The 24,397-nt window shown below is 70.1% G+C and carries 21 protein-coding genes; 13 read left to right on the top strand and 8 right to left on the bottom strand.

The features are described 5' to 3' along the window. Positions 1-98: 98 nt before the first annotated feature. The 6 genes from ASC81_RS23025 to paoC all read left to right on the top strand — a co-directional run bounded on the left by ASC81_RS23025 (position 99) and on the right by paoC (position 8,831). Complete coding sequence (locus ASC81_RS23025) at positions 99-1,796, top strand: DUF1800 family protein (protein WP_082536760.1); 1,698 nt, start codon at positions 99-101, stop codon at positions 1,794-1,796. Continuing rightward, entirely contained in the window at positions 1,793-3,166 is a 1,374-nt protein-coding gene (locus ASC81_RS23020; RefSeq protein WP_056272699.1) for a DUF1501 domain-containing protein, read from the top strand. Before ASC81_RS23025 ends, ASC81_RS23020 begins: the two co-directional genes overlap by 4 nt. 31 nt (positions 3,167-3,197) lie before the next feature. Further along, complete coding sequence (locus ASC81_RS23015; protein WP_235533748.1) at positions 3,198-4,964, top strand: gamma-glutamyltransferase family protein; 1,767 nt, start codon at positions 3,198-3,200, stop codon at positions 4,962-4,964. 80 nt (positions 4,965-5,044) lie between these two features. Then, positions 5,045-5,683, top strand: coding sequence for an aldehyde dehydrogenase iron-sulfur subunit PaoA (gene paoA, locus ASC81_RS23010; protein WP_056272696.1), 639 nt, complete (start codon positions 5,045-5,047; stop codon positions 5,681-5,683). Further along, the gene (locus ASC81_RS23005) at positions 5,680-6,630 is read left to right on the top strand and encodes a xanthine dehydrogenase family protein subunit M (RefSeq protein ID WP_056272693.1); all 951 of its coding nucleotides are present in this window, start codon (positions 5,680-5,682) and stop codon (positions 6,628-6,630) included. The genes paoA and ASC81_RS23005 overlap by 4 nt, the downstream gene beginning before the upstream one ends. A gap of 2 nt (positions 6,631-6,632) precedes the next feature. Further along, positions 6,633-8,831 carry an aldehyde oxidoreductase molybdenum-binding subunit PaoC gene (paoC, locus tag ASC81_RS23000; protein WP_056272690.1) on the top strand — a complete coding sequence of 733 codons (2,199 nt, stop codon included), beginning with the start codon at positions 6,633-6,635 and terminating at the stop codon, positions 8,829-8,831. A gap of 123 nt (positions 8,832-8,954) precedes the next feature. Here paoC and ASC81_RS22995 read toward each other — a convergent pair whose 3' ends face one another. Beyond that, the gene (locus tag ASC81_RS22995; RefSeq protein WP_156392380.1) at positions 8,955-9,401 is read right to left on the bottom strand and encodes a disulfide bond formation protein B; all 447 of its coding nucleotides are present in this window, start codon (positions 9,399-9,401) and stop codon (positions 8,955-8,957) included. 44 nt (positions 9,402-9,445) lie between these two features. Next, positions 9,446-9,913, bottom strand: a complete 468-nt coding sequence (locus ASC81_RS22990; RefSeq protein WP_056272683.1) for a RidA family protein — start codon at positions 9,911-9,913, stop codon at positions 9,446-9,448. 80 nt (positions 9,914-9,993) lie between these two features. Between ASC81_RS22990 and ASC81_RS22985 the strand changes: the two genes are divergently transcribed. Together ASC81_RS22985 and ASC81_RS22980 are read left to right on the top strand one after the other, a co-directional pair. After that, complete coding sequence (locus ASC81_RS22985) at positions 9,994-12,405, top strand: DNA internalization-related competence protein ComEC/Rec2 (protein WP_235533747.1); 2,412 nt, start codon at positions 9,994-9,996, stop codon at positions 12,403-12,405. A 49-nt stretch (positions 12,406-12,454) separates the two neighbouring features. Then, positions 12,455-13,540, top strand: coding sequence for a cyanophycinase (locus ASC81_RS22980; RefSeq protein WP_162245952.1), 1,086 nt, complete (start codon positions 12,455-12,457; stop codon positions 13,538-13,540). Here ASC81_RS22980 and mltB read toward each other — a convergent pair. The 3 genes from mltB to ASC81_RS22965 are packed head-to-tail and all read right to left on the bottom strand — an operon-like array spanning position 13,534 to position 17,596. Further along, complete coding sequence (gene mltB, locus ASC81_RS22975; protein WP_235533746.1) at positions 13,534-14,589, bottom strand: lytic murein transglycosylase B; 1,056 nt, start codon at positions 14,587-14,589, stop codon at positions 13,534-13,536. The two genes, ASC81_RS22980 and mltB, sit on opposite strands and share 7 nt — an antisense overlap. Further along, positions 14,586-16,616 (bottom strand): DUF3488 and transglutaminase-like domain-containing protein, encoded by a 2,031-nt coding sequence (locus tag ASC81_RS22970; protein ID WP_056272677.1) that lies wholly within the window; start codon positions 16,614-16,616, stop codon positions 14,586-14,588. The genes mltB and ASC81_RS22970 overlap by 4 nt, the downstream gene beginning before the upstream one ends. Beyond that, complete coding sequence (locus ASC81_RS22965) at positions 16,613-17,596, bottom strand: DUF58 domain-containing protein (RefSeq protein ID WP_056272666.1); 984 nt, start codon at positions 17,594-17,596, stop codon at positions 16,613-16,615. The genes ASC81_RS22970 and ASC81_RS22965 overlap by 4 nt, the downstream gene beginning before the upstream one ends. 88 nt (positions 17,597-17,684) lie before the next feature. On the opposite strand from ASC81_RS22965, the gene ASC81_RS22960 reads away from it, so the two are divergent. Genes ASC81_RS22960 through ASC81_RS22950 form a run of 3 tightly spaced genes read left to right on the top strand, consistent with a single transcriptional unit; the run spans position 17,685 to position 19,190 of the window. Further along, a complete protein-coding gene (locus ASC81_RS22960; RefSeq protein WP_156392379.1) occupies positions 17,685-18,281 on the top strand; it encodes a DUF6151 family protein in 597 nt (198 codons plus the stop codon). Beyond that, the gene (locus ASC81_RS22955) at positions 18,278-18,778 is read left to right on the top strand and encodes a GNAT family N-acetyltransferase (RefSeq protein ID WP_056272643.1); all 501 of its coding nucleotides are present in this window, start codon (positions 18,278-18,280) and stop codon (positions 18,776-18,778) included. The genes ASC81_RS22960 and ASC81_RS22955 overlap by 4 nt, the downstream gene beginning before the upstream one ends. After that, positions 18,753-19,190, top strand: a complete 438-nt coding sequence (locus ASC81_RS22950; protein ID WP_056272640.1) for a cupin domain-containing protein — start codon at positions 18,753-18,755, stop codon at positions 19,188-19,190. Before ASC81_RS22955 ends, ASC81_RS22950 begins: the two co-directional genes overlap by 26 nt. Positions 19,191-19,197: 7 nt before the next feature. Here ASC81_RS22950 and ASC81_RS22945 read toward each other — a convergent pair whose 3' ends face one another. Then, positions 19,198-20,145, bottom strand: coding sequence for a MoxR family ATPase (locus ASC81_RS22945; protein ID WP_082536756.1), 948 nt, complete (start codon positions 20,143-20,145; stop codon positions 19,198-19,200). A gap of 10 nt (positions 20,146-20,155) precedes the next feature. On the opposite strand from ASC81_RS22945, the gene ASC81_RS22940 reads away from it, so the two are divergent. Beyond that, entirely contained in the window at positions 20,156-21,091 is a 936-nt protein-coding gene (locus ASC81_RS22940; RefSeq protein ID WP_056272637.1) for a histone deacetylase family protein, read from the top strand. A gap of 76 nt (positions 21,092-21,167) precedes the next feature. Next, the gene (locus ASC81_RS22935; RefSeq protein WP_156392378.1) at positions 21,168-22,454 is read left to right on the top strand and encodes a mechanosensitive ion channel family protein; all 1,287 of its coding nucleotides are present in this window, start codon (positions 21,168-21,170) and stop codon (positions 22,452-22,454) included. On the opposite strand, the gene ASC81_RS22930 is transcribed toward ASC81_RS22935, so the two are convergent. Continuing rightward, positions 22,451-23,467 (bottom strand): NAD(P)-dependent alcohol dehydrogenase, encoded by a 1,017-nt coding sequence (locus tag ASC81_RS22930; protein ID WP_056272631.1) that lies wholly within the window; start codon positions 23,465-23,467, stop codon positions 22,451-22,453. The genes ASC81_RS22935 and ASC81_RS22930 overlap by 4 nt on opposite strands. A gap of 22 nt (positions 23,468-23,489) precedes the next feature. Next, positions 23,490-24,350 carry a PHB depolymerase family esterase gene (locus tag ASC81_RS22925; protein ID WP_056272628.1) on the bottom strand — a complete coding sequence of 287 codons (861 nt, stop codon included), beginning with the start codon at positions 24,348-24,350 and terminating at the stop codon, positions 23,490-23,492. Positions 24,351-24,397 lie beyond the last annotated feature (47 nt).

Raw genomic sequence — 24,397 nt, 5'->3', positions numbered from 1 at the left:
CGGTAAGCGGCAAGGCGTTTGTCACGGCCTTGCCGCGGCGGGCGTGTCGAGGGCCGCGGGCTTGGGGATCATCCGGCTCGCCACCTTTCGGACGCCCCATGCCTGACCTGCTCGACGCACCCGCTGCCGTTGAAGACGCCCCGTCGCCGCTGACCCCGGCCGGCACGCTTGCCACCGCCGCGCTGCTGAGCGCCTGCGGTGGCGGAGGTGGCGGTAGCGGCGACCCCGCACCGGGCTCAGGCCCGGCTGCCTCGCCACCCCCACCGCCGCCGCCCGCGCCGCCGACGGATGCCGAGGCGGCGCGCTTCCTGGCGCAGGCCGGCTTTGCTGCAACGGCGGCCGACATCACCACCGTCAAGGTGAGCGGTTACGCCGCCTGGCTGGATGCGCAATTCGCGCTGCCCATCACCGCGGGTCATTTCGACTGGATGGTGGAGCGCGGCTATGCGGTCGAGGCCAACCGCAACAGCTTCGCGGGCCTGGACAACACGCTGTGGCGCAAGCTGATGTCCGCCCCCGACACGCTGCGTCAGCGCGTCGTGCTCGCCCTGTCGGAAATCTTCGTCGTCTCCATGACCGGCCTGCCGGTGCAGTGGCGTGGCCTGATGGGCGCTGCCTATGTCGACCTGTTGGAGCAGCACGCCTTCGGCAACTACCGCGAGCTGCTGCAGGCCGTCACGCTGTCGCCCGGCATGGGCGTTTATCTCGCCATGCGCGGCAATCAGAAGGAAGACACCCGCACTGGCCGTGTGCCCGACGAGAACTATGCGCGCGAGGTGATGCAGCTGTTCAGCATCGGCCTGGTGCAACTCAATGCCGATGGCAGCCCGAAGCTGGGTGCCGACGGCAAGGCGCTGGAGACCTACACGCAGGCACAGATCACCGAGCTGGCGCGCGTTTTCACCGGCTGGGACTACGACGGCGTGAGCAGTACCGACCCGGCCTATGTGAAGAAGGCCATGGTCAACAACCCGGCCCGCTTCGCCACCGGGGCCAAGAAGGTGTTGGACGCCGACATCCCGGCCACCGCCGATGGCGCCGCGGCGATGAAGATGGCGATGGACACACTGGCCAGCCATCCCAACGTCGGCCCCTTCCTCGGGCGCCAGCTGATCCAGCGGCTGGTGGCCTCGCATCCCAGCCCAGCTTATGTGGGGCGCGTGGCTGCCGTCTGGGCCAACAACGGCGCGGGCGTGCGCGGCGACCTCAAGGCCGTCGTCCGCGCCGTGCTGCTGGACAGCGAGGCGCGCAGCGCCGCCACGGCGCCGTCTGCCGGCAAGCTGCGCGAGCCGGTGCAGCGACTGCTGCAATGGGCACGCAGTTTTGGCGCCGCGTCGCCGACCGGCCTGTGGAATATCGGTGACACCACCAACCCCGCCACGCGTCTGGGCCAGAGCCCGCTGCGCAGCCCGTCGGTGTTCAATTTCTTCCGCCCCGGCTATGTGCCGCCGGGTTCCACGCTGGGCAGCAACGGCGTCACGGCGCCGGAGTTCCAACTCTGCAACGAGAGCACGGTCGCGGGTTATCTCAATTTCCTGCAGACGGCCATTGCCAGCAGCATCGGCGAGGTCAAGGCCAGCTATGTGGCCGAGCTGGCCCTGGCCAGCGACGCGTCGGCGCTGGTCGCCACCTTGGCGCTGCGCCTGGGCGGCGGTGGCATCTCGACGGCGACCGAGTCGATCATCGCGACGGCCGTCGCCACCATCAACGCCGGCACCGACGCCGGCAAGCTCAACCGCGTGCAAGCAAGCATCCTGATGCTGATGGCCTGCCCCGAATACCTGGTGCAGAAATGAAGCTCAACCGACTCCCCCAGCTGCAGCGCCGCGAGTTCCTGCGCCGCGCCTCCGCCTTCGGCATTGCCGGCACCGCGGCGCCCTGGGCGCTGTCGCTGGCCGGCATCGGCGAGGCCGCCGCCGCCACGACACCGGGCGACTACAAGGCGCTGGTCTGCGTCTTCCTGTATGGCGGCAACGACTACGGCAACACGCTGGTGCCTTTCGATGCCGCCAGCCACGCCGCCTATGCCGGCATCCGCCAGGCGCTGACCCTCCCGCGCGACACGCTGGCCGCCACCGCGCTGTCCGAGGTCGTCGGCGGCCGGCAGATGGCACTGGCGCCGCAGCTCGGCAAGCTCAAGGGCCTGTGGGATTCGGCCAAGCTGGCCGTGCAGCTCAACGTCGGCACGCTGGTGCAGCCCACCACGCTGGCCCAGTACAAGGCCAGGAGCGTGCCGCTGCCGCCCAAGCTGTTCTCGCACAACGACCAGCAGTCCGTCTGGCAGGCCAGTTCGCCCGAGGGCGCCACCTCGGGCTGGGGCGGGCGGCTGGGTGACCTGTTCATGGGCGGCAACGGCACGTCCACCTTCACCTGCATCAACGTGTCGGGCAACGCCGTCTACATGGCCGGCAAGCAGGCGGTGCAGTACCAGGTGTCGACCAACGGTGCGGTGCCCATCAACGGCATCACCAAGTCGCTGTACGGCTCCCAGGCGTGTTCGGCGGCGCTGCGGTCGCTGATCACGGCCGAGCGCACGCACTGGATGGAGGCCGAGCTGAACCGCGTCGTCAAGCGCTCGGTCGACGCGCAGACGACGCTGGGCGCCGCACTCGCCGGCGTGCCGGCGTTCGGCACGGTGTTCGAAACCACCAGCCTGTCCAGCCAGCTCGCCATGGTCGCCAAGCTGATCGCCGCGCGCCAGAGCCTGGGCGCCGCGCGGCAGGTCTACTTCGTCTCCATCGGCGGCTTCGACCTGCACGACCAGCTGGCCACCCAGCACCCGCTGCTGATGACGCAGGTCAATGACGCGATGGCCAGTTTCTACGCCGCCACGGTGGAGCTGGGCGTGGCCGACCAGGTCACCACCTTCACCGCCAGCGACTTCGGCCGCACGCTGACCAGCAACGGCGACGGCAGCGACCATGGCTGGGGCAGCCATCACTTCGTCATGGGCGGCGCCGTCAAGGGTGGGCGCTTCTACGGCACGCTGCCGTCGGTCAGCGTCAACGGGCCCGACGACGTCGGCCAGGGTCGGCTGCTGCCGACCACGTCGGTGGACCAGCTTGCCGCCACGCTTGCCAGCTGGATGGGCGTCTCCGCCACCGACCTGCCGCTGGTACTGCCGCAGATCGGCAACTACACGCAGCGCGACCTGGGTTATTTCTGAGGTCGATGCGGCGCTGCCTAAGATGGCGCGCATGCAATTGACGCCCCTCTTGATCGCCCTGCTGCTGGCCTCGGCCGGTGCGCTGGCTCAGCCCGTTGAGCAACCCGAAGCCGCCACCACCCGCACGGCCAAGCCGGTCGGCCTGACCCAGCCGGCGCAGCGCTTTGCCGTGACGGCGGCCAACCCGCTGGCGGCCCAGGCCGGCCTGGAGATCCTGCGCGCCGGCGGCTCGGCCATCGATGCCACGGTGGCCGTGCAGGCCGTGCTGGGCCTGGTGGAACCGCAGTCCAGCGGTATTGCTGGCGGTGCCTTCCTGCTGCATTGGGACGGCAAGCAGGTACAGACGCTGGACGGCCGCGAGACCGCGTCCGGCGCGGCCACGCCCGAGATGTTTCTCAAGGCCGACGGCAAGCCCATGGCCATGCGCGACGCGGTGCTCAGCGGCCTGTCCACCGGCGCGCCCGGTGTGCTGGCCATGCTGGCCGAGGGGCACCGCCAGCACGGCAAGCTGCCGTGGGCACGCCTGTTCGAGCCGGCCATCCGCCTGGCGGAGCAGGGCTTTGCCATCAGCCCGCGCCTGTTCGAGCTGGCGTCAAGCGAGACCGCCTTGCGCACCGACCCGCAGGCCGGGCCGTATTTCTTCGACGCTGCTGGCGCGCCCAAGCCGGTCGGCACCGTGCTGAAGAACCCGGCCTATGCGGCCGTGCTGCGCGCCGTGGCCAGGCAGGGCGCCAAGGGGTTTTATGAGGGTCCCGTCGCCGCCGACATCGTGCGCCGCATCAAGGGCCATGCCCGCCCGGGCCTGCTGGCTGCCGCTGACCTGGCCGGCTACAAGGCCCTGAGCCGCCCGCCGCTGTGCAATGAATGGCGCAGTTATCGCATCTGCGGCTTCGGCCCGCCGACGTCGGGCCACCTGACGCTGATGCAGATCCTCGGGCTGCTGGATACGCAGCCGGCCGCGGCTTCGGCCAAGGCGCTGACGGCTGACTGGATGCATGCCTATGCCGAGTCCGCCAAGCTGGCTTTTGCCGACCGCGCCCAGTACATCGGCGACCCGGCCTTCGTCACCGCGCCCGGCGGCGACTGGCAGAACCTGCTGTCGCCCACCTATCTGAAAGACCGTGGCGGGCTGATCGGCGAGCGAGCGATGGCGCCCGCCGCGGCAGGCCAGCCGGCGGCCGTCAAGCTGGCGTGGGCGCCACAGGCCGAGCAGCTTGAAGCGGGCACCAGCCAGATCAGCGTCGTCGACGCCGACGGCCATGCGGTGGCGATGACGAGCAGCATCGAATCCGCCTTCGGCAACCGCGTCATGAGCGACGGCGGTACCGGCCTGGCCGGCGGCTTCATGCTGAACAACCAGCTGACGGACTTTTCGCTCAACCCCGTGGGCGCCGACGGCAAGCCGGTTGCCAACCGCGTGGAGGCCGGCAAGCGCCCGCGCTCCAGCATGGCGCCGACGCTGGTGTTCGACCGTGACGGCAAGCTGCTCATGGTGGCGGGCTCGCCGGGCGGGCCGGTCATCATTCACTACGTCGCCAAGGTCATCACCGGCGCGCTGGCCTGGGGCCTGCCGGTGCAGCAGGCGGTGGACCTGCCCAACTTCGGCCATTTCAACGGCAGCGCGCTGATCGTCGAGCGCGGGGCATTGACGGCCGAGCAGCTGGCCGACTTGCGCGGCCGCGGCCACACCGTCAACGAGACCGACCTGACCAGCGGCCTGCAGGTGCTGATGCGCGGCAAGACGGGCTGGGTCGGCGGCGCGGACCCGCGCCGTGAAGGCGTCGTGTTAGGGGAATAGCGGTCGTCGGGCTGTTGTCCGACACCGCAGCCTATCCGTTGCGCCCTAGGCTGGCCCGCTTGTGAACCGCGGGGTCAGCGATGGATGATTTGCCAGGATGCCTTTCACGCCGGGACGTGCTGATCGCCAGCGCCGGCACCGCCACCCTCACGGCTGCAGATGCGGCCCCGCCGGAGACCGCTGTGTCGAGCACCACCTTGCCGCCCACGATGAGCCGCGTGACGTTGGAAATCAACGGCAAGGCGCACAGCCTGGATGTCGATACCCGCACGACACTGCTCGACATGCTGCGCGAGCAGCTGCAGCTGACCGGCACCAAGAAGGGCTGCGACCACGGCCAGTGCGGCGCCTGCACGGTGCTGATGGACGGGCGGCGCATCAACAGCTGCCTGATGCTGGCGGTGATGGCGCCAGGCGGCAAGACCACCACCATCGAAGGCCTGGGCACGCCCGCCAAGATGCATCCGCTGCAGGCGGCGTTCGTCGCGCATGACGGCTACCAGTGCGGTTACTGCACGCCGGGGCAGATCTGTTCTGCGGTGGGCATGCTCGACGAGCTCAAGCGCGGCGCGCCCAGCCATGTGACGGCCGACCTGAATGCCAGGCCGCTGCTGAGCCCCGACGAGCTGCGCGAGCGCATGAGCGGCAACCTCTGCCGCTGTGGCGCCTATTCCAACATCGCGGAGGCCATCACACAGGTCGTCGGAGGTGCGGCATGAAAGCCTTCAGCTTCGAGCGCGCCCGCACGCCGGCCGAGGCCGCCGCGGCCGTCGCGCGCCGGCCCGATGCCCGCTTCATCGCCGGTGGCACCAATCTGCTGGACCTGATGAAGCTGCAGATCGAGACGCCCGGCCATGTCGTCGACGTCAATGCGCTGGGGCTGGACCGCATCGAGCCGGTCGATGGCGGCGGCCTGCGCATCGGCGCGCTGGTGCGCAACAGCGACCTGGCGGCTGATGCCCGTGTGCGCATGGACTATCCGGTGCTGTCGCGCGCGCTGCTGTCCGGCGCTTCGGGCCAGCTGCGCAACCGCGCCACGACGGCGGGCAACCTGCTCCAGCGCACGCGGTGCCCCTATTTCTACGACACCGCCCAGCCCTGCAACAAGCGCCAGCCCGGCAGCGGCTGCAGCGCCATCGGCGGTGTCACGCGCGCGCTGGCCGTCATCGGCGGCAGCAAGGCCTGCATCGCCACCCACCCCAGCGACATGGCCGTCGCCATGCGCGTGCTGGACGCCGAGGTCGAGACCGCGCGGCCCGATGGCCAGGCGCGGCGCATCCCGATTGCCGACTTCCACCGACTGCCTGGCGACACGCCCCACATTGACCACACGCTGGCCCATGGCGAGCTGATCACGTCGGTCGTGCTGCCGCCGCCCGCGGGCGGCACCCAGCTCTACCGCAAGGTGCGTGACCGGGCGTCCTATGCCTTCGCCCTCGTGTCGCTGGCCGCCATCGTGCAACGTGACGGCAGCGCCCGCGTGGCCTTTGGCGGCGTGGCCCACAAGCCCTGGCGCGTGGAGGCGGCCGAGCCCCAGCTCGCGCGCAACGCCAAGGCGTACATCGGTCAGGCCTTTGCCGGCGCGGCGCCGCAGCCCGACAACGCCTTCAAGCTCCAGCTGGCCGAGCGCCTGCTCGCCGACGCCCTGCAACCCGCCAAGGCCTGACCATGCGCTTCGACCAACCCGCAACCACCAACCCCATCGACCAGGGCAAGGTCGTCGGCCGCGCCACGCCGCGCATCGACGGCCCGCTGAAGACGACGGGCACGGCGCCCTATGCCTACGAGCATCACGACGTGAAGCCCGCGCCGGCCGTCGGCTATGTCATCGGTGCCGGCATCGGCAAGGGCCGCGTCGCCGCGATGGACCTGCGCGCCGCGCGCGCGGCGCCGGGGGTGCTGGCCATCGTCACGGCGCAGAACGCCGGCAAGCTGGCCAAGGGCAAGATGAACACCGCCAAGCTGCTTGGTGGCCCCGAGGTCGACCATTACCACCAGGCGCTGGCCGTGGTTGTCGCCGAGACGCTGGAGCAGGCCCGCGCCGCGGCGGCCTTGGTCAGCATCCGCTACGAGGAAGCGAAAGGCCGATTCGACCTCGGCGCAGAGAAGCCGCATGCGCCCATTCCCAAGGACGACGGCCAGGGCAATCCAGCGCAGACGCGTGTCGGCGACTTCGAGGCCGGCTTTGCCAGGGCGCCGGTGCAGCTCGACGCGACCTACAAGACCCCCGACCAGAGCCACGCCATGATGGAGCCGCACGCGACCATCGCGCAGTGGCAGGGCCAGAAGCTGACGGTGTGGACGTCCAACCAGATGATCGATTGGGCGGTGGGTGACCTGGCCAGAACGCTGGGCATCCCGAAGCAGAACGTCCATGTGAAGTCGCCCTTCATCGGCGGCGGCTTCGGCGGCAAGCTTTTCCTGCGTGCCGACGTGCTGCTGGCCGCGCTGGGCGCGCGCGCGGCGGGGCGCCCGGTGAAGATTGCCTTGCAGCGGCCGCTGATGGCCAACAACACCACCCACCGGCCGGCCACCATCCAGCGCATCCGCATCGGCGCGGGCAAGGACGGCCGCATCTCGGCAATCGGCCACGAGAGCTGGTCGGGCGACCAGCCCGGCGGCGGGCCGGAAACGGCCACGGCGCAGACGCGCCTGCTCTATGCCGGCGCCCACCGCTACACGGCCCTGCACCTGGCCGTGCTGGACCTGCCCGAGGGCAATGCGATGCGCGCGCCCGGCGAGGCGCCCGGCATGATGGCGCTGGAGATCGCCATGGACGAGATGGCCGAGAAATTGGGCCTGGACCCCATCGAGTTCCGCGTGCGCAACGACACCCAGGTCGACCCCGAGAAGCCCGAGCGCCCGTTCTCGCAGCGCCGCCTGACCGAGTGCTTCAGGCTCGGCGCCGAGCGCTTCGGTTGGAGCAAGCGCAACCCGAAGCCCGCGCAAGTGCGCGAGGGCCGCTGGCTGGTGGGGCAGGGCGTGGCGGCGGCCTTCCGCAACAACATCGTCATGAAGTCCAAGGCCCGCGTGCGGCTGGACGCGCAGGGCCGCGTGACTGTGGAGACCGACATGACCGACATCGGCACCGGCAGCTACACCGTCATCGCGCAGACCGCGGCCGAGGTGATGGGCGTGCCCCTGGACAAGGTGGTGGTGCGCCTGGGCGACTCCGAGTTCCCGGTGTCTTGCGGCTCGGGCGGGCAGTGGGGCGGCAACAGCTCTTGCGCTGGCGTCTATGCCGCCTGCATGAAGCTGCGCGGCATGGTCGCCCAGCAGGCCGGGCTGGGCGAGGACGCCACATTCGTCGACGGCGAGGTGCGCGGTGGCGGCAAGACGGTGGCGTTGAAGACCTTCGCCGGTCTGGTCGCCGAAGACGGTATCGAGTTTGGTGACCTCGACAAGCGCTACCAGCAGTCGACCTTCGGCGGGCATTTCGTCGAGGTGGCCGTGCATGTCGTGACGGGCGAGATCCGCGTGCGCCGCATGCTGGCCGTCTGCGCGGCCGGCCGCATCATCAACCCGACATCCGCGCGCAGCCAGGTCATCGGCGCGATGACGATGGGCGTGGGCGCGGCGCTGATGGAAGAGCTGCAGGTCGACCACCGCCGCGGCTTTTTCGTCAACCACGACCTGGCCGGCTACGAGGTGCCGGTGCATGCGGACATTCCGCATCAGGAGGTGGTGTTCCTGGACGAGGTCGATCCCATGTCGTCGCCGATGAAGGCGAAGGGGGTTGGCGAGCTGGGGATCTGCGGGGTGGCGGCGGCGGTGGCCAATGCGGTCTACAACGCGACGGGGGTGAGGGTGAGGGACTATCCGGTCACGTTGGATAAGTTGTTAGCGGGGTTGCCGGCGGTGGCGTAGGCGCTACCGCTGCTACGAGCCGGTTGCTTTTGCGCTTGTCCTAACTACTCGGTGCATTGCCGGGAGTCCGTCCCGGCAATGTAGCGAGTAGACGCGCTCCTCGCCAAGCAACCGCAATAAAGCTCAGCGCTTGTTCAAAACGACCAACCCCACCGCCCCAATCCCGGCAAACAACAACCCACTCCAAACCTCATACGGCAACCCAAGCAGCCGATACGCCGCCGCCTCGGCGCAATTCGCCGTGATCATGAACACCGACGGCCACAGCTCTTCGAGCCCAAGCGCCGTGACGATCTTGTCCGCCAGCCCCATCGCGCAGGTCGCCGTCTGTGACGCGACCTCATGCTGGAAGACCGCCGCCGTCAGCCCCGCCGCGCACAGCAGCAGCACCGCAACGACGGCCGCCTGACGCAGCGGGCGCCGAGCCCGTGCCAGCCAGCCCAGCAGCGCGAACACGCCGATCAGCAGGAAGAGGCCGCGCTGCAGCACACACCACGGGCAAGGCTTGTCCCCGAAATGATGCTGGGCGATGAGGGCCGCACCGACGCCGGCAAAGCTCACCAGCGCCATACCCGCCAGCGCGCGGGCCGGCAGCTTGGAAGGGGTGCTGAACATCAGTCCTGAACTTCCGCGATCAGCTCGATCTCGACGCAGGCGCCCATCGGGATCTGCGCCACGCCGAAGGCGCTGCGTGCATGTTTGCCCGCGTCGCCCAGCACGGTGGCCAGCAGCTCGGAACAGCCGTTGGTGACGAGGTGCTGCTCGGTGTAGTCGGGCGTGCTGTTGACCAGGCTCATGACCTTGACGACGCGCACGATCTTGCCGAGGTCGCCCGTGGCGGCCTGCAGCGTGCCCAGCAGGTCGATTGCCACCGCGCGGGCAGCCGCCTGGCCGGTGGCGGTGTCGACATCCTTGCCGAGCTGGCCGACCCAGGGCTTGCCGTCCTTCTTGGCGATATGGCCGGACAAAAACAGCAGATTGCCGCTGCGCACGAAGGGCAGGTAGGCGGCAGCCGGCACGGCCACCGGAGGCAGGGTGATGCCGAGTTCGGCGAGCTTGGCTTGGATGGCAGAGGAGCTCATGGGGGAAGCGCGGTGGCGCAAGAGAAAAACCGCGGCATGCTACACCCCGACCCCCAGCCACAGGGGGCAGGGAGGGGGCATTGACGCAGCCGCGCTGGGGCGTTCGGGAACTGGTCGCGATGGGCCTGGCCTGGCTGGCCGGCCTGGCGCTGCTGCATCGTTGCGCGCGGCTGCCAAGCGCGACCGAGTTCGCGGTGCTCGCCATCGCAGTCGCGCTGCTGTGGCTGTTGCGGCGCCGGCACTGGCTGGTGCTGGCCGCCTGCATCGCCGTGCTGGCCTTCACGCAGGCGGGGCAGCGCGCCCAGTGGCGGCTGACGCCCGAGCTGCACCCGGCCTGGGAGGGGCGCGACCTGGCGTTGACCGGCCGCGTGGATTCGCTGCCCATCGCCGTCACCGGCCAGGGCGGGGTGCCGGGCTGGCGCTTCGAGTTCGCCGTCGCGGCCGTCGGCCCGGCCGGCACCGCGCTGCCGCCCGAGGTGCCGCGCCGCGTGATGCTGCTGAGCTACGACGGCCCGCCTGTCACCGCCGGCGAGCGCTGGCGTTTCACGGCGCGGCTCAAGCGCGCCCACGGCCTGGCCAACCCCGGCGGCTTCGACACCGAGCTGTGGTTGCTGGAGCGCGGGCTGCGCGCCAGCGGCGTCGTGCGCGCGGCCGCACGCCTGGAGGCTGCGCCCTGGTGGGAAATCGATGCCGCCCGCCAGCGCCTGCGGGCCGCCATCCACGCGCACGTTGCCGACCCCGGCATGGCCGGCGTGCTCGCCGCGCTGAGCCTGGGTGACCAGAACGCCATTGCCCACGCCGACTGGGCGCTGTTCCGGGACAGCGCCATCGCGCATCTTTTGTCGGTCAGCGGCTTGCATGTGACGCTGTTCGCCTGGCTCGCGGCGGCAGCCGTCGCGCCGCTGTGGCGCCGCAGCCGCTGGCTCTGCCTGCGTCTGCCGGCCCCGACGGCCGCGCGCTGGGCCGGCGTGCTGGCGGCGTTCGGCTATGCGCTGTTCGCGGGGTGGGGCGTGCCAGCCCAGCGCACGGTGCTGATGCTCGCCGCCGTCGCCGGCCTGCAGACGCTGGGCCTGCGCTGGCCCTGGCCGCTGGTCTTGCTGGCCGCAGCGGTCATCGTCACGGCGGTCGACCCCTGGGCGCTGATGCAGCCCGGCTTCTGGCTGTCCTTCGGCGCCGTCGGCCTGTTGATGGCGGCGGGCGGCGAGCCGGTCAAGGGCTGGTGGCCGCGGCTGAAGGCCGTCTTGCGCATCCAGGCCATCGCCACGGTGGGTCTCGCGCCGCTCAGCCTGATCTGCTTTGCGCAACTGTCGCTGGTCGGCCTGCTGGCGAATCTGCTGGCCATTCCACTGATCAGCTTTGTCGTCACGCCGCTGGCCCTGCTCGGCGGTGCGTTCCCGCCGCTGTGGACGCTGGCGGCACTGCTGCTGCAGGTGCTGATGGCCTGGCTCAAGCTGCTGACCGCGCTGCCCGGGGCCGTGTGGTGGCTGCCGGCGGCGCCGCTGTGGGCCGAGGGCCTGGCGCTGCTGGGCGCGGCCCTGATCGCCATGCGGCTGCCGTGGCGGCTGCGGCTGGCGGGCCTGGCGATGACGGTGCCGCTGCTGTGGCCAGCCGTGCCGCGGCCGGCCGACGGCGAGTTCGAGCTGCTGGCGCCCGACATCGGCCAGGGCAATGCCGTGCTGGTGCGCACGCGCGGGCATGCGCTGCTGTTCGACACCGGCCCCGTGTATGCGCCCGGTGCGGATGCCGGCGAGCGCGTGCTGCTGCCCCTGCTGCGCTCGCTCGGCGTGCGGCGGCTTGACATGCTGATGCTCAGCCATCGCGACAGCGACCATGTCGGCGGCGCTGCGGCGCTGATGCAGGGGTTGGCCGTCAGCGAACTGCGCAGTTCACTGGAGCCCGGTCATCCGCTGCTGCGCACCGGCCCGGCCGAGGTACGCTGCGAAGCCGGTCAGTCCTGGGTCTGGGACGGCGTGCGCTTCGACCTGCTGCATCCGGCCGCCGCGCACTATGAGGCCGGCCTGAAATCCAATGACCTGTCCTGCGTGCTGCGCATCACATCCGCCTCGAACCGACGCGTGTTGCTCGCCGGCGACCTGGAGGCCGAGCAGGAGCGGCGCCTCGTGGCGCGCGAGCCCGACCTGCGCGCGGACATGCTGCTGGTGCCCCACCACGGCAGCAAGACCTCGTCCAGCGCCGAGCTGCTGGCCGCCGTGCGCCCGGCGGTGGCGCTGGTGCAGGCCGGCTACCGCAGCCGCTTCGGCCACCCGGCGCCGCCGGTGTTGGCGCGCTACCAGGCCGCGGGCATCGATGTCGTCACCAGCCCGGCCTGCGGCGCCTGGCGGTGGGACAGCGGCAGCGCTGAGGGCCAATGCGAGCGAGATCGGCGCCGCCGGTATTGGCATGACGGCACCGTTGCCAGCGCCGGACCCGAGGGGCCGCCGGCGGACGACAACTCGGCCGCATCCGATGGCGGCGTCGAACTGGTCTTTTGATGCGGCCACTGCCACACTCGCCGCACCGCCATCTCCAGAGGAACCTCGCATGAATCACCCACAAGCAGGGGCACGCCGTGCCGTTTCGTTGGCGTTGCTTTGCGTGAGCCTGGCCGCCTGGGTGATTTCTCCTGCGCATGCCGCGGGCGGCGGCGCGGGCACCGGCGCGCGTGCCACGGCGGGCAGCAAGGACTACGACCTCTACCGCAGCGGCAGCGCCGCCGATGCCCTGCCGCCGCAGCCAGCCAGCCCATTGATGGTGCTGGCGGGAGGTGGCATCGACGTGGACGACAGTTTCCGCGCCATGATCGCCAAGGCGCGCGGTGGCTCGACGGCGGGGGTGGATGTCGTCGTGCTGCGCACGTCGGGGGCGGATGGCTACAACCCCTACCTGATGGCCATGGGCGGCGTCGATTCCGTCGAATCCATCGTCATCAAGACGCGCGCGGCGGCGAGCGCGCCGGCGGTGCTGGACCTTGTCGCCCGGGCCGATGTGCTCTTCCTGGCCGGGGGCGACCAGTCCACCTATGTGGCGCTGTGGGCGGGTACGCCGCTGGAAGCGGCGATGAAGGCAGCCGTGGCGCGCCGCGTGCCGTTCGGCGGCACCAGCGCGGGGCTGGCGGTGCTGGGCCAGTTCGACTATTCGGGCGTCAACCAGTCCGTCACGTCGGCCGAGGCGATGGCCAATCCTTATGGCCGCAACGTCACCCTGGACCGCAGTCTGCTGAACGCGCTGCCCCTGATGGGCGGTGTCATCACCGACAGCCATGTCGTCACCCGTGACCGCATGGGCCGGTTGCTGACCTTCATGGCACGCCTGTCCGCCGACGGTTGGGCGGGCTGGCAGGCGCTGCGCGGCATCGGCGTGGACGAGGAAACCGCCGTCGTCGTCGACGGCGACATCGCCACCGTCATGGGCAATGACGATGGCCAGGGCGGGCGCACGGGGCGGGCCTACTTCGTCAGGCCGACGGTGGCGCCCACGACGGTGCAGGCCAAAAAGCCGCTGACCTTCCGCAACCTGCAAATCGAGAAGCGCGTGGCCGGCGGCCGCTACAACCTGGCCACCTGGCCGACCGAGTCGCCTTACTTTGTGTCGGTGGAGGCCGGTGCGCTGATGCCCAGCCCTTACTGAGGGCTGGCGCGTGCTCGGGCCAGGGCCTGGCCAAGCTCGATGACCGCCAGCGCGTAGTAGGCCGACCAGTTGTAGCGCGTGACCACCCAGAAGTTCTGCGTGCCCAGCAGCACGGTGGTGGGCTGTTGCGGGCCGTTCTGCAACTCGATGACGGCCATCGGCCCGGCGTGGTCGCGGGCCGCCTCGGAGGGCTCGGCACCGGCCTCCACCAGCTCAGCCGCCGTGAAAGTCGGCCTGATGTCCGGTGCCAGCAGGCGCCGGCGCGTGTCCGGGTCCGCCGGCAGCTTGATGCTGTAGTGCGTGGCCTCGCCGGGCTTCCAGCCGTATTCGACGAGGTAATGGGCCACGCTGCCGATGGCGTCCGCCGGGCTGTTGATCAGGTCGATGCGGCCGTCGGCGTCGAAATCCACCGCATGCTTGCGCCAGCTGCCGGGCATGAACTGCGGCAGCCCCAGAGCGCCGGCATAGCTGCCTTTGACGCCGGTCGGGTCCAGCTGAGAGGCGCGCGCCAGGCGCAGGAATTCGGCCAGTTCGGCGCGGAAGAAGGCCTGGCGCTCGGCTGCCCGCGGGTGGGCGGCGGGGAAGTCGAAGGCCAGTGTGGCCAGCGAATCCAGCACCGGAAAGCCGCCGGTGATGCAGCCGTAATAAGTCTCGACGCCGATGATGCCGAGGATGAGCGAAGCCGGCACGCCATAGGTCGACTCGGCGCGCGCGAGAGCCGCTTCATGCTCGGCCCAGAACGCCAGGCCGGCGGCGATGCGCTTGGGCTCGATGAAGCGGTCGCGGTAGGCCGCCCAGTTCTTCGCCGTGCCGACGCCGGCCGGCAGGATCAGCTGCTTGACTCGGGGCAGATTGCGCGCGGCCGCCAGCTGGCCGCGCAACGCTGCGGCATCCCAGCCCTCGGCCGCGGCGAGTTCATCGGCGAAGGCGACCAGGGCCGGGCGGGTGCCGAAGGGCTTGGGTGGCGGCTCGCGCTTGGGCTTGGCGTGGGCGCTGAAGGAGAGGCACAGGGCCAACAGGGGCAGCAGGGGCGGGATGGGCAACTTCACGGGCGCAGCATACGAGCCGCCGCGCGGAACTCGCCCCATGCAGGTATGGATGCGTTAGCGGCGTAACGCGAGCGCTCCAGCTTGTCCAGCCACTGGGCGGCCGGTTCGGCTTTCTGGCCGTGCCGGCGGCGCAGCGCGCGAGCCCACGCCGCGGGGCCCTCGTGCGTCGGCACGTCCACGCCGGCGCGCACCAGCAGGGCCGTGATGCGCGCGCGCTGCCGGCTCCAGGCGTCGTGCGGGCGGCTGCTCCAGCGTATCCAGGCGGCGCCGGCCAGGGCGAATGCAAAGATGACGCCGGCCAGCGCCTGGCCGAGGCCGGTCCAGTCGGGCTGGGCGAAACCCAGGCGCTTGAGCAGGTCGAACTGGTTCTCGCGCGAGTAGTTCAGCACCAGTTGCTGCCAGCGGTTGTTGACGGTCTCCCAACCGTTTCGCATGGCCCGCCACAGCGTCGGGTTGAACTGGCCCAACAGGTTGTAGGCGCCCGGCTGGGGCCGCAGCGCCTGGCCTTGGATGACGCGGTCCGGCGCGACGGCGGCGGTCGGATCGCTGCGCACCCAGCCCCGGCCCTCCACCCAGAACTCGGCCCAGGCATGGGCGTTGGCGTTGCGCACGATGTAGTAGCCGTCCTGCGGCTCGGCGTCCCAGCCCTGGAAGCCGGTGACGATGCGCGCCGGCACGTCCATGGCGCGCATCAGCACGACGAAGGCGGAGGCGAAGTGCTCGCAGAAACCCAGGCGCCGGTCCAGCCAGAACTCGTCGATGACATGGGGCGAGGTCTCGCCATAGCGGCCGGGCGTCAGCGTGTAGGTGAAGTCCTCGGTGCGTACATGCGCCAGCAGGGCCGTGGCCAGCGCCTCGGCGCGCGGCCCGGGCGCCAGGGCGGCGAAGCGCGGTTGGCCGGCCAGCTCCACGGCCCAGGCCAGGCTGCGCGGATTGAGACGCGCGGGGAGTTCGCTGTCCAACGAGCGCGCGATGCGGTCGCGGCGTACGCCGGCTGCCCAGGCGGGCTGGGCGCTGGCGTTGATCCGCAGCCGCTCGGTGATGGGGCGAGGGGAGATCCATTGCAGCTCCGGCCCGCGCACGACGTTCAGGTCGGGCAGGGCCATCTCGTTGCCGGCCGCGGGCGGGCTCATCTCCAGCAGCGGCAGCACCGACAGGCGCAGCGGCTCCAGCGTCATCTCGTAGCGCAGCACCGGGCCGCTGGTGGTCACGTCGTCGCGGCTGCGCAGCCAGCTCTGGGTGGGGCGCGGGTCGGGCGTGCGCCAGGTCTTGCCGTCGAAGCGGGTCAGCACCGGGCCGCGGAAATAGCGCTGGTCGGGCGGGGGCAGGGCGCCCTCGAACTTCAGTCGCATGGCGATGCTCTCGTCGTTGGCGATCTCGTTCATCGCGCCGAATTCGAGCTGGTTGGACAGGCCGGTCCTGCCGATGGCCTCGGTGGGCACGCCCCAAAGCGGCGCGATGCGCGGGAACAGCACGAAGAGCAGCACCATGACCGGCAGGCCCAGCGCCGTGGTGCCCGCTGCGCGGCGGGCGGCAATGGCGATGCTGGGCACACCCGAAGGCATCTGCGCCAGGACCACGGCCGCCAGCAGCCCCCACAGCGCGAACAGCGACCACAGGGCCGTCAGCAGCGACTGCGAGAACAGGAATTGCGTCAGCACCAGGAAGAAGCCGAGGAAGAAGACGACGAAGGCGTCGCGGCGCGCGCGCAGCTCCAGCGTCTTCAGTGCCATCAGCATGACCAGCAGCGTGATGCCCGCTTCACGCCCAATGACCGTCCGGTAGGTCAGCCAGGTCAGGCCGGTGTAGAGCACGATGACGGCCAGCAGCCACCAGCGGCCGGGCAGGGGACGCTGCCGCCAGGCGAGCAGGCCGCGCCAGGCCAGCACGACGGTGGTCAGCGCCGTGCTCCACCAGGGCAGGTGCTCGGCATGCGGTGCGATGACGGCCGTGATGACGCCGAGCAGGAAGAAGCTGTCGCGCGTGTCACGCGGCAGGCGGGCCCACCAGGCAGCCACCGAATTCATGCGTTGAACCCCGCCAGCATCTCCAGGCAGGCCAGCCGGTGTGCCGTGCCGAGCGACGGCGTGATCTCCCGACCGGCCAGGCGCAGTCCATAGGGCTGGCTCAGGCGCTCTGCCGCCAGCGCCCAGGCGGTCAGCCGCGACAGCCGTGCCTCGACGTCGCGGCCCTGAGTGTCGCGCCAGTCCAGCCACAGGTCCTGGGCCAGCGGCGCCTCGGTCTCGCGCACCCACAGCGGCAGGCCCTGGTCCAGCGCCAGGGCCGACTTGCGCCACAGGATCTGCTTCATCGAGTCGCCACGGCGGTAGCTGCGCACGCCAGAGAAATCGCTGCCGGTCTGCGCCAGGCGCATCGACGCAGCCTCGCCGGTGCCGGCCTCGGCCTGGGCGGGAAAGGGCGCCAGCACGTCCTCGGGCCGGGGGTAGACCCAGACCTTGGCGGCCGGCCGCCAATAGCTCCAGGCGCGGAAGAAGCCGAGCGGGAAACGCGTGGTGACGCTCAGGCGCGGCAGCTCGCGCAGGCCGCGCTTGTCGGCCGGCAACCTGAGCTTGAGCACCGCATGGCCCAGCGCCGGCACGTCGACCCAGGCCGGCTCGGTCGGACCGCCGTCGAGCTGGGCGCTGACGGCGATGCCGAAGCGCGCGCTGCCGTTGTTGTGCAGGCGCAGGTCGAGCACGTATTCATCACCGGCGTGCACACCATCGGGCGCGCGCAGGTCCATCTGCAGGCCGCGCAGGTTGGCATGTGTCGTGTGCATGGATGCCAGGCCGGCGCCGGTCAGCGCGAAGGTCAGCGCATAGCCCAGGCTCAGCTGCTCGTTGATGCTGGCCAGCAGCAGCACGGCCAGCGTGCCGCAGAAGGCCAGGCCGGCCAGCGTGGGCACGATGTAGACGTTGCGCTGCGTCGTCTGGTGCGTGTCGGCCAGCGGCTGGCGGGCTTGCCACCAGGCTTGCCAGCGGCTGCGCAGGGCGGGGAATGCTGCCATGGCGGAAGAATACGTGTGATCGACGAGGCCGACGCTGATGCGCGTCGATACCCGACGGCGGCCACGACCGTTGCGTTAGGCTGCCGGCATGAATCACCTCTTGCGTTGCCGGTGCGGGGCACTGGAAGGATTCGCGGCCTTGTCCGGTGCTGCCAGCCGGTCGGTCTGCTACTGCCGCGACTGCCAGGCGTTTGCCCGCTACCTTGGCGAGCCGGCGCGCGCGCTGAACGCGCAGGGCGGCACGGCCATCGTCGCCACACTGCCGGCGCACATTCACCTGACCCGGGGCGCTGAGCGCCTGGCGTGCATGCGGCTCAGCGACAAGGGCATGCTGCGGTGGTATGCCAGTTGCTGCCGGACGCCGATCGGCAACACGCCGCCGGACCCGGGATTTCCTTTTGTCGGGCTGGTGGAGGCCTGCCTGCCCGGCGCGCCCAAGGAGCTCGATGAGGCCCTCGGCCCGACGCGCGTTGCACTCAATACCGCCTCGGCGAACGGGAACGTCGCGCCCACGCGATCCGCCACCTTGCTGGCCATCCTGAAGATCATGCGCAATGTGCTCGGAGCGCGGCTGCGTGGCGGCCACCGGCAGACCCCGTTCTTCCGGCCCGGCACGGCCGAGCCGGTCGCGACGCCGCATGTCCTCAAGCCCGACGAGCATCGGGCGCTGCGGGGTGACGCATGACGACTGTCACGCTGCGGGAGATCACCGCCGATACCGTGCGCGCCGTCACCCAGCTCTCGGTGGCGGAGGGCCAGAAGGGCTTTGTCGCATCGAACGCCGTGTCGCTCGCCCAGGCCTTGTTCGCGCCGTCGGCCTGGTACCGCGCCATCTACCTCGGCGAGGAACTTGCCGGCTTTGTGATGCTGGAAGACGAGTCGCTGCTGTCACCGCCGCCAGCCCGGCCGGAGGTGGGCGTCTGGCGCTTCATGGTCGACGCACGGTTCCAGGGCCGCGGGGTCGGCGGGGCAGCGTTGCAGCAGGTCATCGAGCATGTGCGCAGCCGCAAGCAGTTCACCCGGCTGACGCTGTCCTATGTCCCCGGGCCGGGATGTCCGGAGCCCTTCTACCTGGGACTGGGCTTTCGCCACACGGGCCGCGTCGATGGCGAAGAAGTCGTCCTGGAATTGCCGTTTGCCGAAGGAGGCATCCATCATGAGTTCGGAACCGACAGCCACTGACAACCCATCCCGCGCGCCGGTCGTCCTGCACCCGGGTGAGGGCCGCGAATACGCGATGGGCAGCATCGCGGCGGTGTTCAAAGCCGACGGCGACGAGACCGCGGGCAAGTATTCGATCTCGGAGTGGTGGCTGGAGCCCAGGACCAAGGGCCCGGGTGCGCATTCGCATCCGGAGGACGACGTCTTTTACGTGCTGGAAGGCACGATGAGCTTCCTCGTCGGCGAGGCCTGGGTGCATGCGGAACGCGGCGCCTTCGTGCTGGCGCCGGGCGGCACCACGCATGATTTCGAGAATCGCGGCGACGTGCGGGCGGGGGTGCTGAATCTGTCCATCCCCGGCGCGTTTGAGCCCCACATGCCGGGCATCGCCGAATGGTTCAGGGCCCATCCGCCGGGGCGGACCGAAGCCTAGCCACCGGTCAGGGCAGCGGGATGGCCTCGATCATGGCCCGCACCTGTTCGCGCGCGCCGCGACCGGCACCAGCCCGCGGCTGCAGCCGGTGCGAGATGGTCTGCGGCAGGATGGCCTGGATGTCGTCGGGCGACACGTAATCGCGCCCCTGCAGCAGCGCCCGCGCCCGCGAGGCGCGCAGCACGGCAAGCCCGGCGCGGGGCGACAGGCCTTCGACAAACCACTGGCCCGAGCGCGTGGCAGCGATCAGGGCCTGCAGGTAATCCAGCAGCGGTGGCGCCGCGTGGATGGCTTTCACAGCCGCCTGGGCCTCCACCAGCGCCGGCGGCGTCATCACGGCTTTCAGCACGCGCAGTTGCTCGCGGCTGTCCTGGCCGGTCAGCAGCTCACGCTCGGCGGCAGCGTCCGGGTAGCCGAGCGAGATGCACATCAGGAAGCGGTCGAGCTGCGACTCGGGCAGCGGGAAGGTGCCGAGCTGCTCACTCGGGTTTTGCGTCGCGATGACGAAAAAAGGTTCGGGCAGCGGGTGGCTGATGCCCTCGATGCTGACCTGGTGCTCCTCCATCGCCTCCAGCAGGGCGCTCTGCGTCTTGGGACCGGCGCGGTTGATCTCGTCGGCCAGCAGCACCTGCGCGAAGACGGGGCCGGGGTGGAAGGCGAAACCGTTCTTCTCGCGCTCGTAGACGCTGACGCCCAGCAGGTCGCTGGGCAGCAGGTCGGCTGTGAACTGCAGACGCGAGAACTTCAGCCCCAGCGAGATGGCCAGCGCATGCGCCAGCGTCGTCTTACCGACCCCCGGCAGGTCTTCGATCAGCAGGTGGCCGCCGGCGATCAGGCAGGCCAGGGAATCGGCGATCTGGGCGGGTTTGCCCTTGATGACCGTGCTAATCTGGTTTTGCAAGGCCTGCAGTTGCCCTGCCAGCGTTCGTGATTGCGTCGTCATGGACCTGACCATATCAAGAGACATGCCCACCGCCTACTTCAATCCCCCCGAATGCCGCCGCCACGACATGGGCGAAGGCCACCCCGAATGCCCTGAACGCCTGGCCGCCATCGACGACTGGTTGATCGCTTCCGGCCTGAACCAGGCGCTGGAGCATTTCGATGCCCAACCGGTGGACCTCAAGGACGTGGAGCTGGCCCACACCCATGGCTATGTCAGCGAGATCGGCGCCATGCTGCGGGCCTGCGCCGAGAAGGGCGAGCGCTGCGCCGTCGACCCCGACACCTCGGCCAACGCCCACACCTGGTCGGCAGCGCTGCATGCGGCGGGCGCCGCGGTGCAGGCCACCGACCTCGTCATCGACGGCCGCGCCGACAACGCCTTTTGCTCGGTGCGCCCGCCCGGACACCACGCCACGCGCGACCAGAGCATGGGGTTTTGCTTCTTCAACAACGTGGCCATCGCGGCGCGGCATGCGCTGGACGTGCGTGGCTTGAAGCGCGTGGCCATCGTCGACTTCGACGTCCACCACGGCAACGGCACCGAGGACATCATTGCCGGCGACGACCGCGTGCTGATGGTCAGCCTGTTCCAGCATCCGCTCTACCCATACAGCGGCGCCGTGCCCAAGGGCACCAACATGGTCAACGTGCCGCTGCCCGCCTACACGCGCGGCGGCGAGGTGCGCGAGATCGTCGACGCCATGTGGCTGCCGGCGCTGGAGCGCTTCAAGCCGCAGATGATCTTCATCTCGGCTGGCTTCGACGCCCACCGCGACGACGAGCTCGGCCAGCTCGGCCTGGTCGAGGCCGACTACGAGTGGATCACCCTCAAGCTGAAGGTCGTCGCCGAGCGCCATGCCGAGGGCCGCATCGTGTCGGTGCTGGAGGGCGGCTACGACTTGCATGCGTTGTCGCGCAGCGTCGGCGTGCATCTGCGCGTGCTGGCGGACGTCTGAAATTTCCCTCTGACCCACAGCCGTTGGCCAGCTGGCGCACGCGCCTCATATGAATCCGATACGCCAACCTTTGAGCATGAATGAACTGCAGGCCCTGCTGGGCCGTGCCTTCAGCGCGGAAGCGCTGGCGGAATGGGCCTTGCTGCTGGGCTGCCTGGTGCTGGGTGCCCTGCTGAGCTGGGCGCTGTCGCGCGCCGTCACGCGGCGCGAGAACAGCGTGCTGTTCGGGCGCAGCGTGCTGGACGGCGCGCTCTTTCCGCTGCTGGCATTGGCCCTGGCCTTCGGCACGAGCCGCCTGCTGCCGGTGTGGGGACTGGCGCCGGCGCTGTTCCGGCTGGCGCTGCCGCTGCTGGTGTCGCTGGCCGTCATCCGCGTCATCGCCCGTGTGCTGACGGCGGCGTGGCCGAACTCGGCGCCCATCCGCTTGGTCGAGCGCATCGGCTCCTGGGTGGTCTGGCTGGGCGCGGTGTTGTGGGTCACCGGCCTGCTGCCCATCATCCTGGACGAGCTGGACGGCATCGGCTGGAAGTTTGGCGCCGTCAAGCTGACGTTGCGCAACATCATCGAAGGCGGCCTGACGGCGGCGCTGGTGCTGGTGCTGGCCTTGTGGGTGTCGGCGGCCATCGAGTCGCGGCTGCTGCAGCGCGAGTCCATGGACCTGTCCATGCGCAAGATTGCCGCCAACTCGATCCGCGCACTGCTGCTGTTCGTCGGCCTGCTGTTCGCCCTGTCGGCCGCCGGCATCGACCTGACGGCGCTGGGCGTCCTGGGCGGCGCCCTGGGCGTGGGCATCGGCTTCGGTCTGCAGAAGCTCGCGGCCAACTATGTGAGCGGCTTCGTCATCCTGGCCGAACGGTCCCTGCGCATCGGCGACATGGTCAAGGTGGACGGCTTCGAGGGCCGCGTGACCGACATCAAGACGCGCTACACGGTGATCCGCTCGCTGGGCGGCAAGGAGGCCATCGTGCCCAACGAGATGCTGATCACGCAGCGGGTCGAGAACTCATCACTGGCCGACCCGCGCGTGCTGTTGTCCACCGTCGTGCAGGTGGACTACGACTGTGATGTCGAGAACGTCATGAAGGCCCTGGCTGCGGCCGTCGTCGACGTGCCGCGTGTGTTGAGCGAGCCCGGTCCGGCCGTGCAGCTCAGCCGCTTTGCCGACAGTGGCATCGAGCTGACCCTGTTCTTCTGGATCATGGACCCCGAGAACGGCGCCGGCGGCGTGAAGTCGGACGTCAACCTGGCGATCTGGCGAGCGCTCAAGCGGCTGGGTGTGGAAATTCCCTATCCGCAGCAGGTGCAACGGCAGCACAGATCGGCCACAGAAGCGCGGGAAACATCAACGCCCGAGCGCGCCTAGGAAAGGTCTGCGTCCAGCACGACGCGGTAGCGCGCCTTGCCGCTGCGCAGGTGGTCCAGCGCGTCGTTGACGCGACTCATCGGGAAGCGCTCCACCTGCGGCAGGATCTGGTGGCGGGCCGCGAACTGCAGCATCGTCGCCAGCACCGACGGCGGTGGCGTGGGCGAGGCGGACAAGCCCTTCTGCCAGCTCAGCAGGCCGCCACTCTTGACGCTCAGCGCCTCGGTCACGACGCCCACCAGATGCATGCGGCCCTTGGGCGCCAGCGTGCCGATCAATGCGTCCCAGTTCAATGCAGCGCCCACGGTGATCAGCAGGAAGTCGAGGCTGCCGGCCGCGGCTTTCAGCTCGGCCTTGTCGACGCTGGACAGCGTCTTGTGCGCGCCCAGTGCCAGCGCCTCATCGCGCTTGGACGGTGACGACGTGAACGCCGTCACCTCACAGCCCCAGGCACGCGCGAACTTGACGGCCAGGTGGCCGAGGCCACCGATGCCGACGACACCGACCCGGTCCGTCGGCTTGATGGCATGCAGCACGAAGGGCAGGAAGACCGTGCCACCGCCGCACATCAGCGGGCCGGCGGCGGCGGGGTCGAGCGCATCGGGCAGCGGGATGGCCCAGCTCCAGTGCGAGCGCAACCGGTCCGCAAAGCCGCCGTGGCGGCCGATCAGCGTCGGCTGGCGCTTGCCGCACAGGTGCTGCTCGCCGCCGATGCAGAAGTTGCAGTGGGAGCAACTGCCCGTGTGCCAGCCCACACCGACACGCTGGCCGAGTTGCCGTCCCTTGGCACGCGGGCCTAATGCGGTGATGCGCCCGACGACCTCGTGGCCGGGCACGACGGGATAGCTGGCCGGGAACCACTCGCTGTCGATCATGGCAAGGTCGGAGTGGCAGACGCCGCAGTGCTCGACCGTGATTTCGACATCCTCTTCGCCCAACGGCCCGGGGTCAAAATCGAAGGGTTGCAAGGGGCCGCCAGCGGCATGGGCGGCGTAGGCGCGGATGATTGACATGGGAGTCCCTTGAAGGTTGGACCTACTGCAGCGAGTGGGCCTTGAAGAACTGCCAGATTGTGTCGGTCGCGTCGATCTCGGTGCGGGGCCAGATGTGGCCCATGCCATCGATGCGCAGCAGCCGGACTTCAGCACCGCCCGCGCAGCCGGTGTAGCGCGCGGTGTGCAGCGGTCCCGGCGGGTCTTCCTGGGCGAGCTTGGGCTGGCAGCGGTTGTGCGTGGCCCAGCCAGCGAGGGCTTCGGGCACGCTCTCGACCCATTCGCCGCCGCGGTCGCCGCGGCCTTCGTACGGGTTGGTCATGTCAGCCAGGCCGTGCACGCTGAGAACCGGCACTGAGCGGCCGGGGCAGGGCCCCATCCAGCGCAGCCCACCGACGGGCGCGATTGACGCGATGCGGTGGTTGAGCCGGCAGCCTAGCAATGACGACATCCGGCCGCCGCCCGAGAAGCCGGTGGCGTAGATGCGCGCGGGGTCGATGCAGCTGCGGCTGGCAATGTGGTCGATGACGTCGGACACGTATTGCACGTCGTCCGCGCGGCCGTTCGTGACAGGCACGTTCCAGCGTGAATCTTCTGCCTGCAGCGAGGCGACCGCGAAGCCTTCACGCGCCGCCAAAGCCTCGAAGCCGCTGGTCTTGGCCTGACCGACGGCATTGCCGCCCGAGCCATGCAGGTCAAAGACCAGTGGCAGCTGCGCTCGGCCCGCGACCGCCGGCGGCACGAAGAGCCGGTAGGTGCGTGTGCGGCCGCCCGAGGTCAGCTCACGCATCTCGCCGGCGACCGGCGTCAGTGAGCAGGCTGTCGGTGCCTGGGCGTTGGCATTCGCGAGCGGTGACAGGGCGAACAGCGCGAACAGCAGGGACGTCAAGGAGAGCAGGCGCATGGGTCTCAATGAGTCAGGCGATTTCTTGCGTGTCGAAGACGGCCGTG

Source organism: Pelomonas sp. Root405, from assembly GCF_001425165.1.
GTDB lineage: Bacteria > Pseudomonadota > Gammaproteobacteria > Burkholderiales > Burkholderiaceae_C > Pelomonas.
The sequence above is the reverse complement of the archived record's forward strand: the minus strand, read 5'-3'. Positions and strand labels throughout refer to the sequence as shown.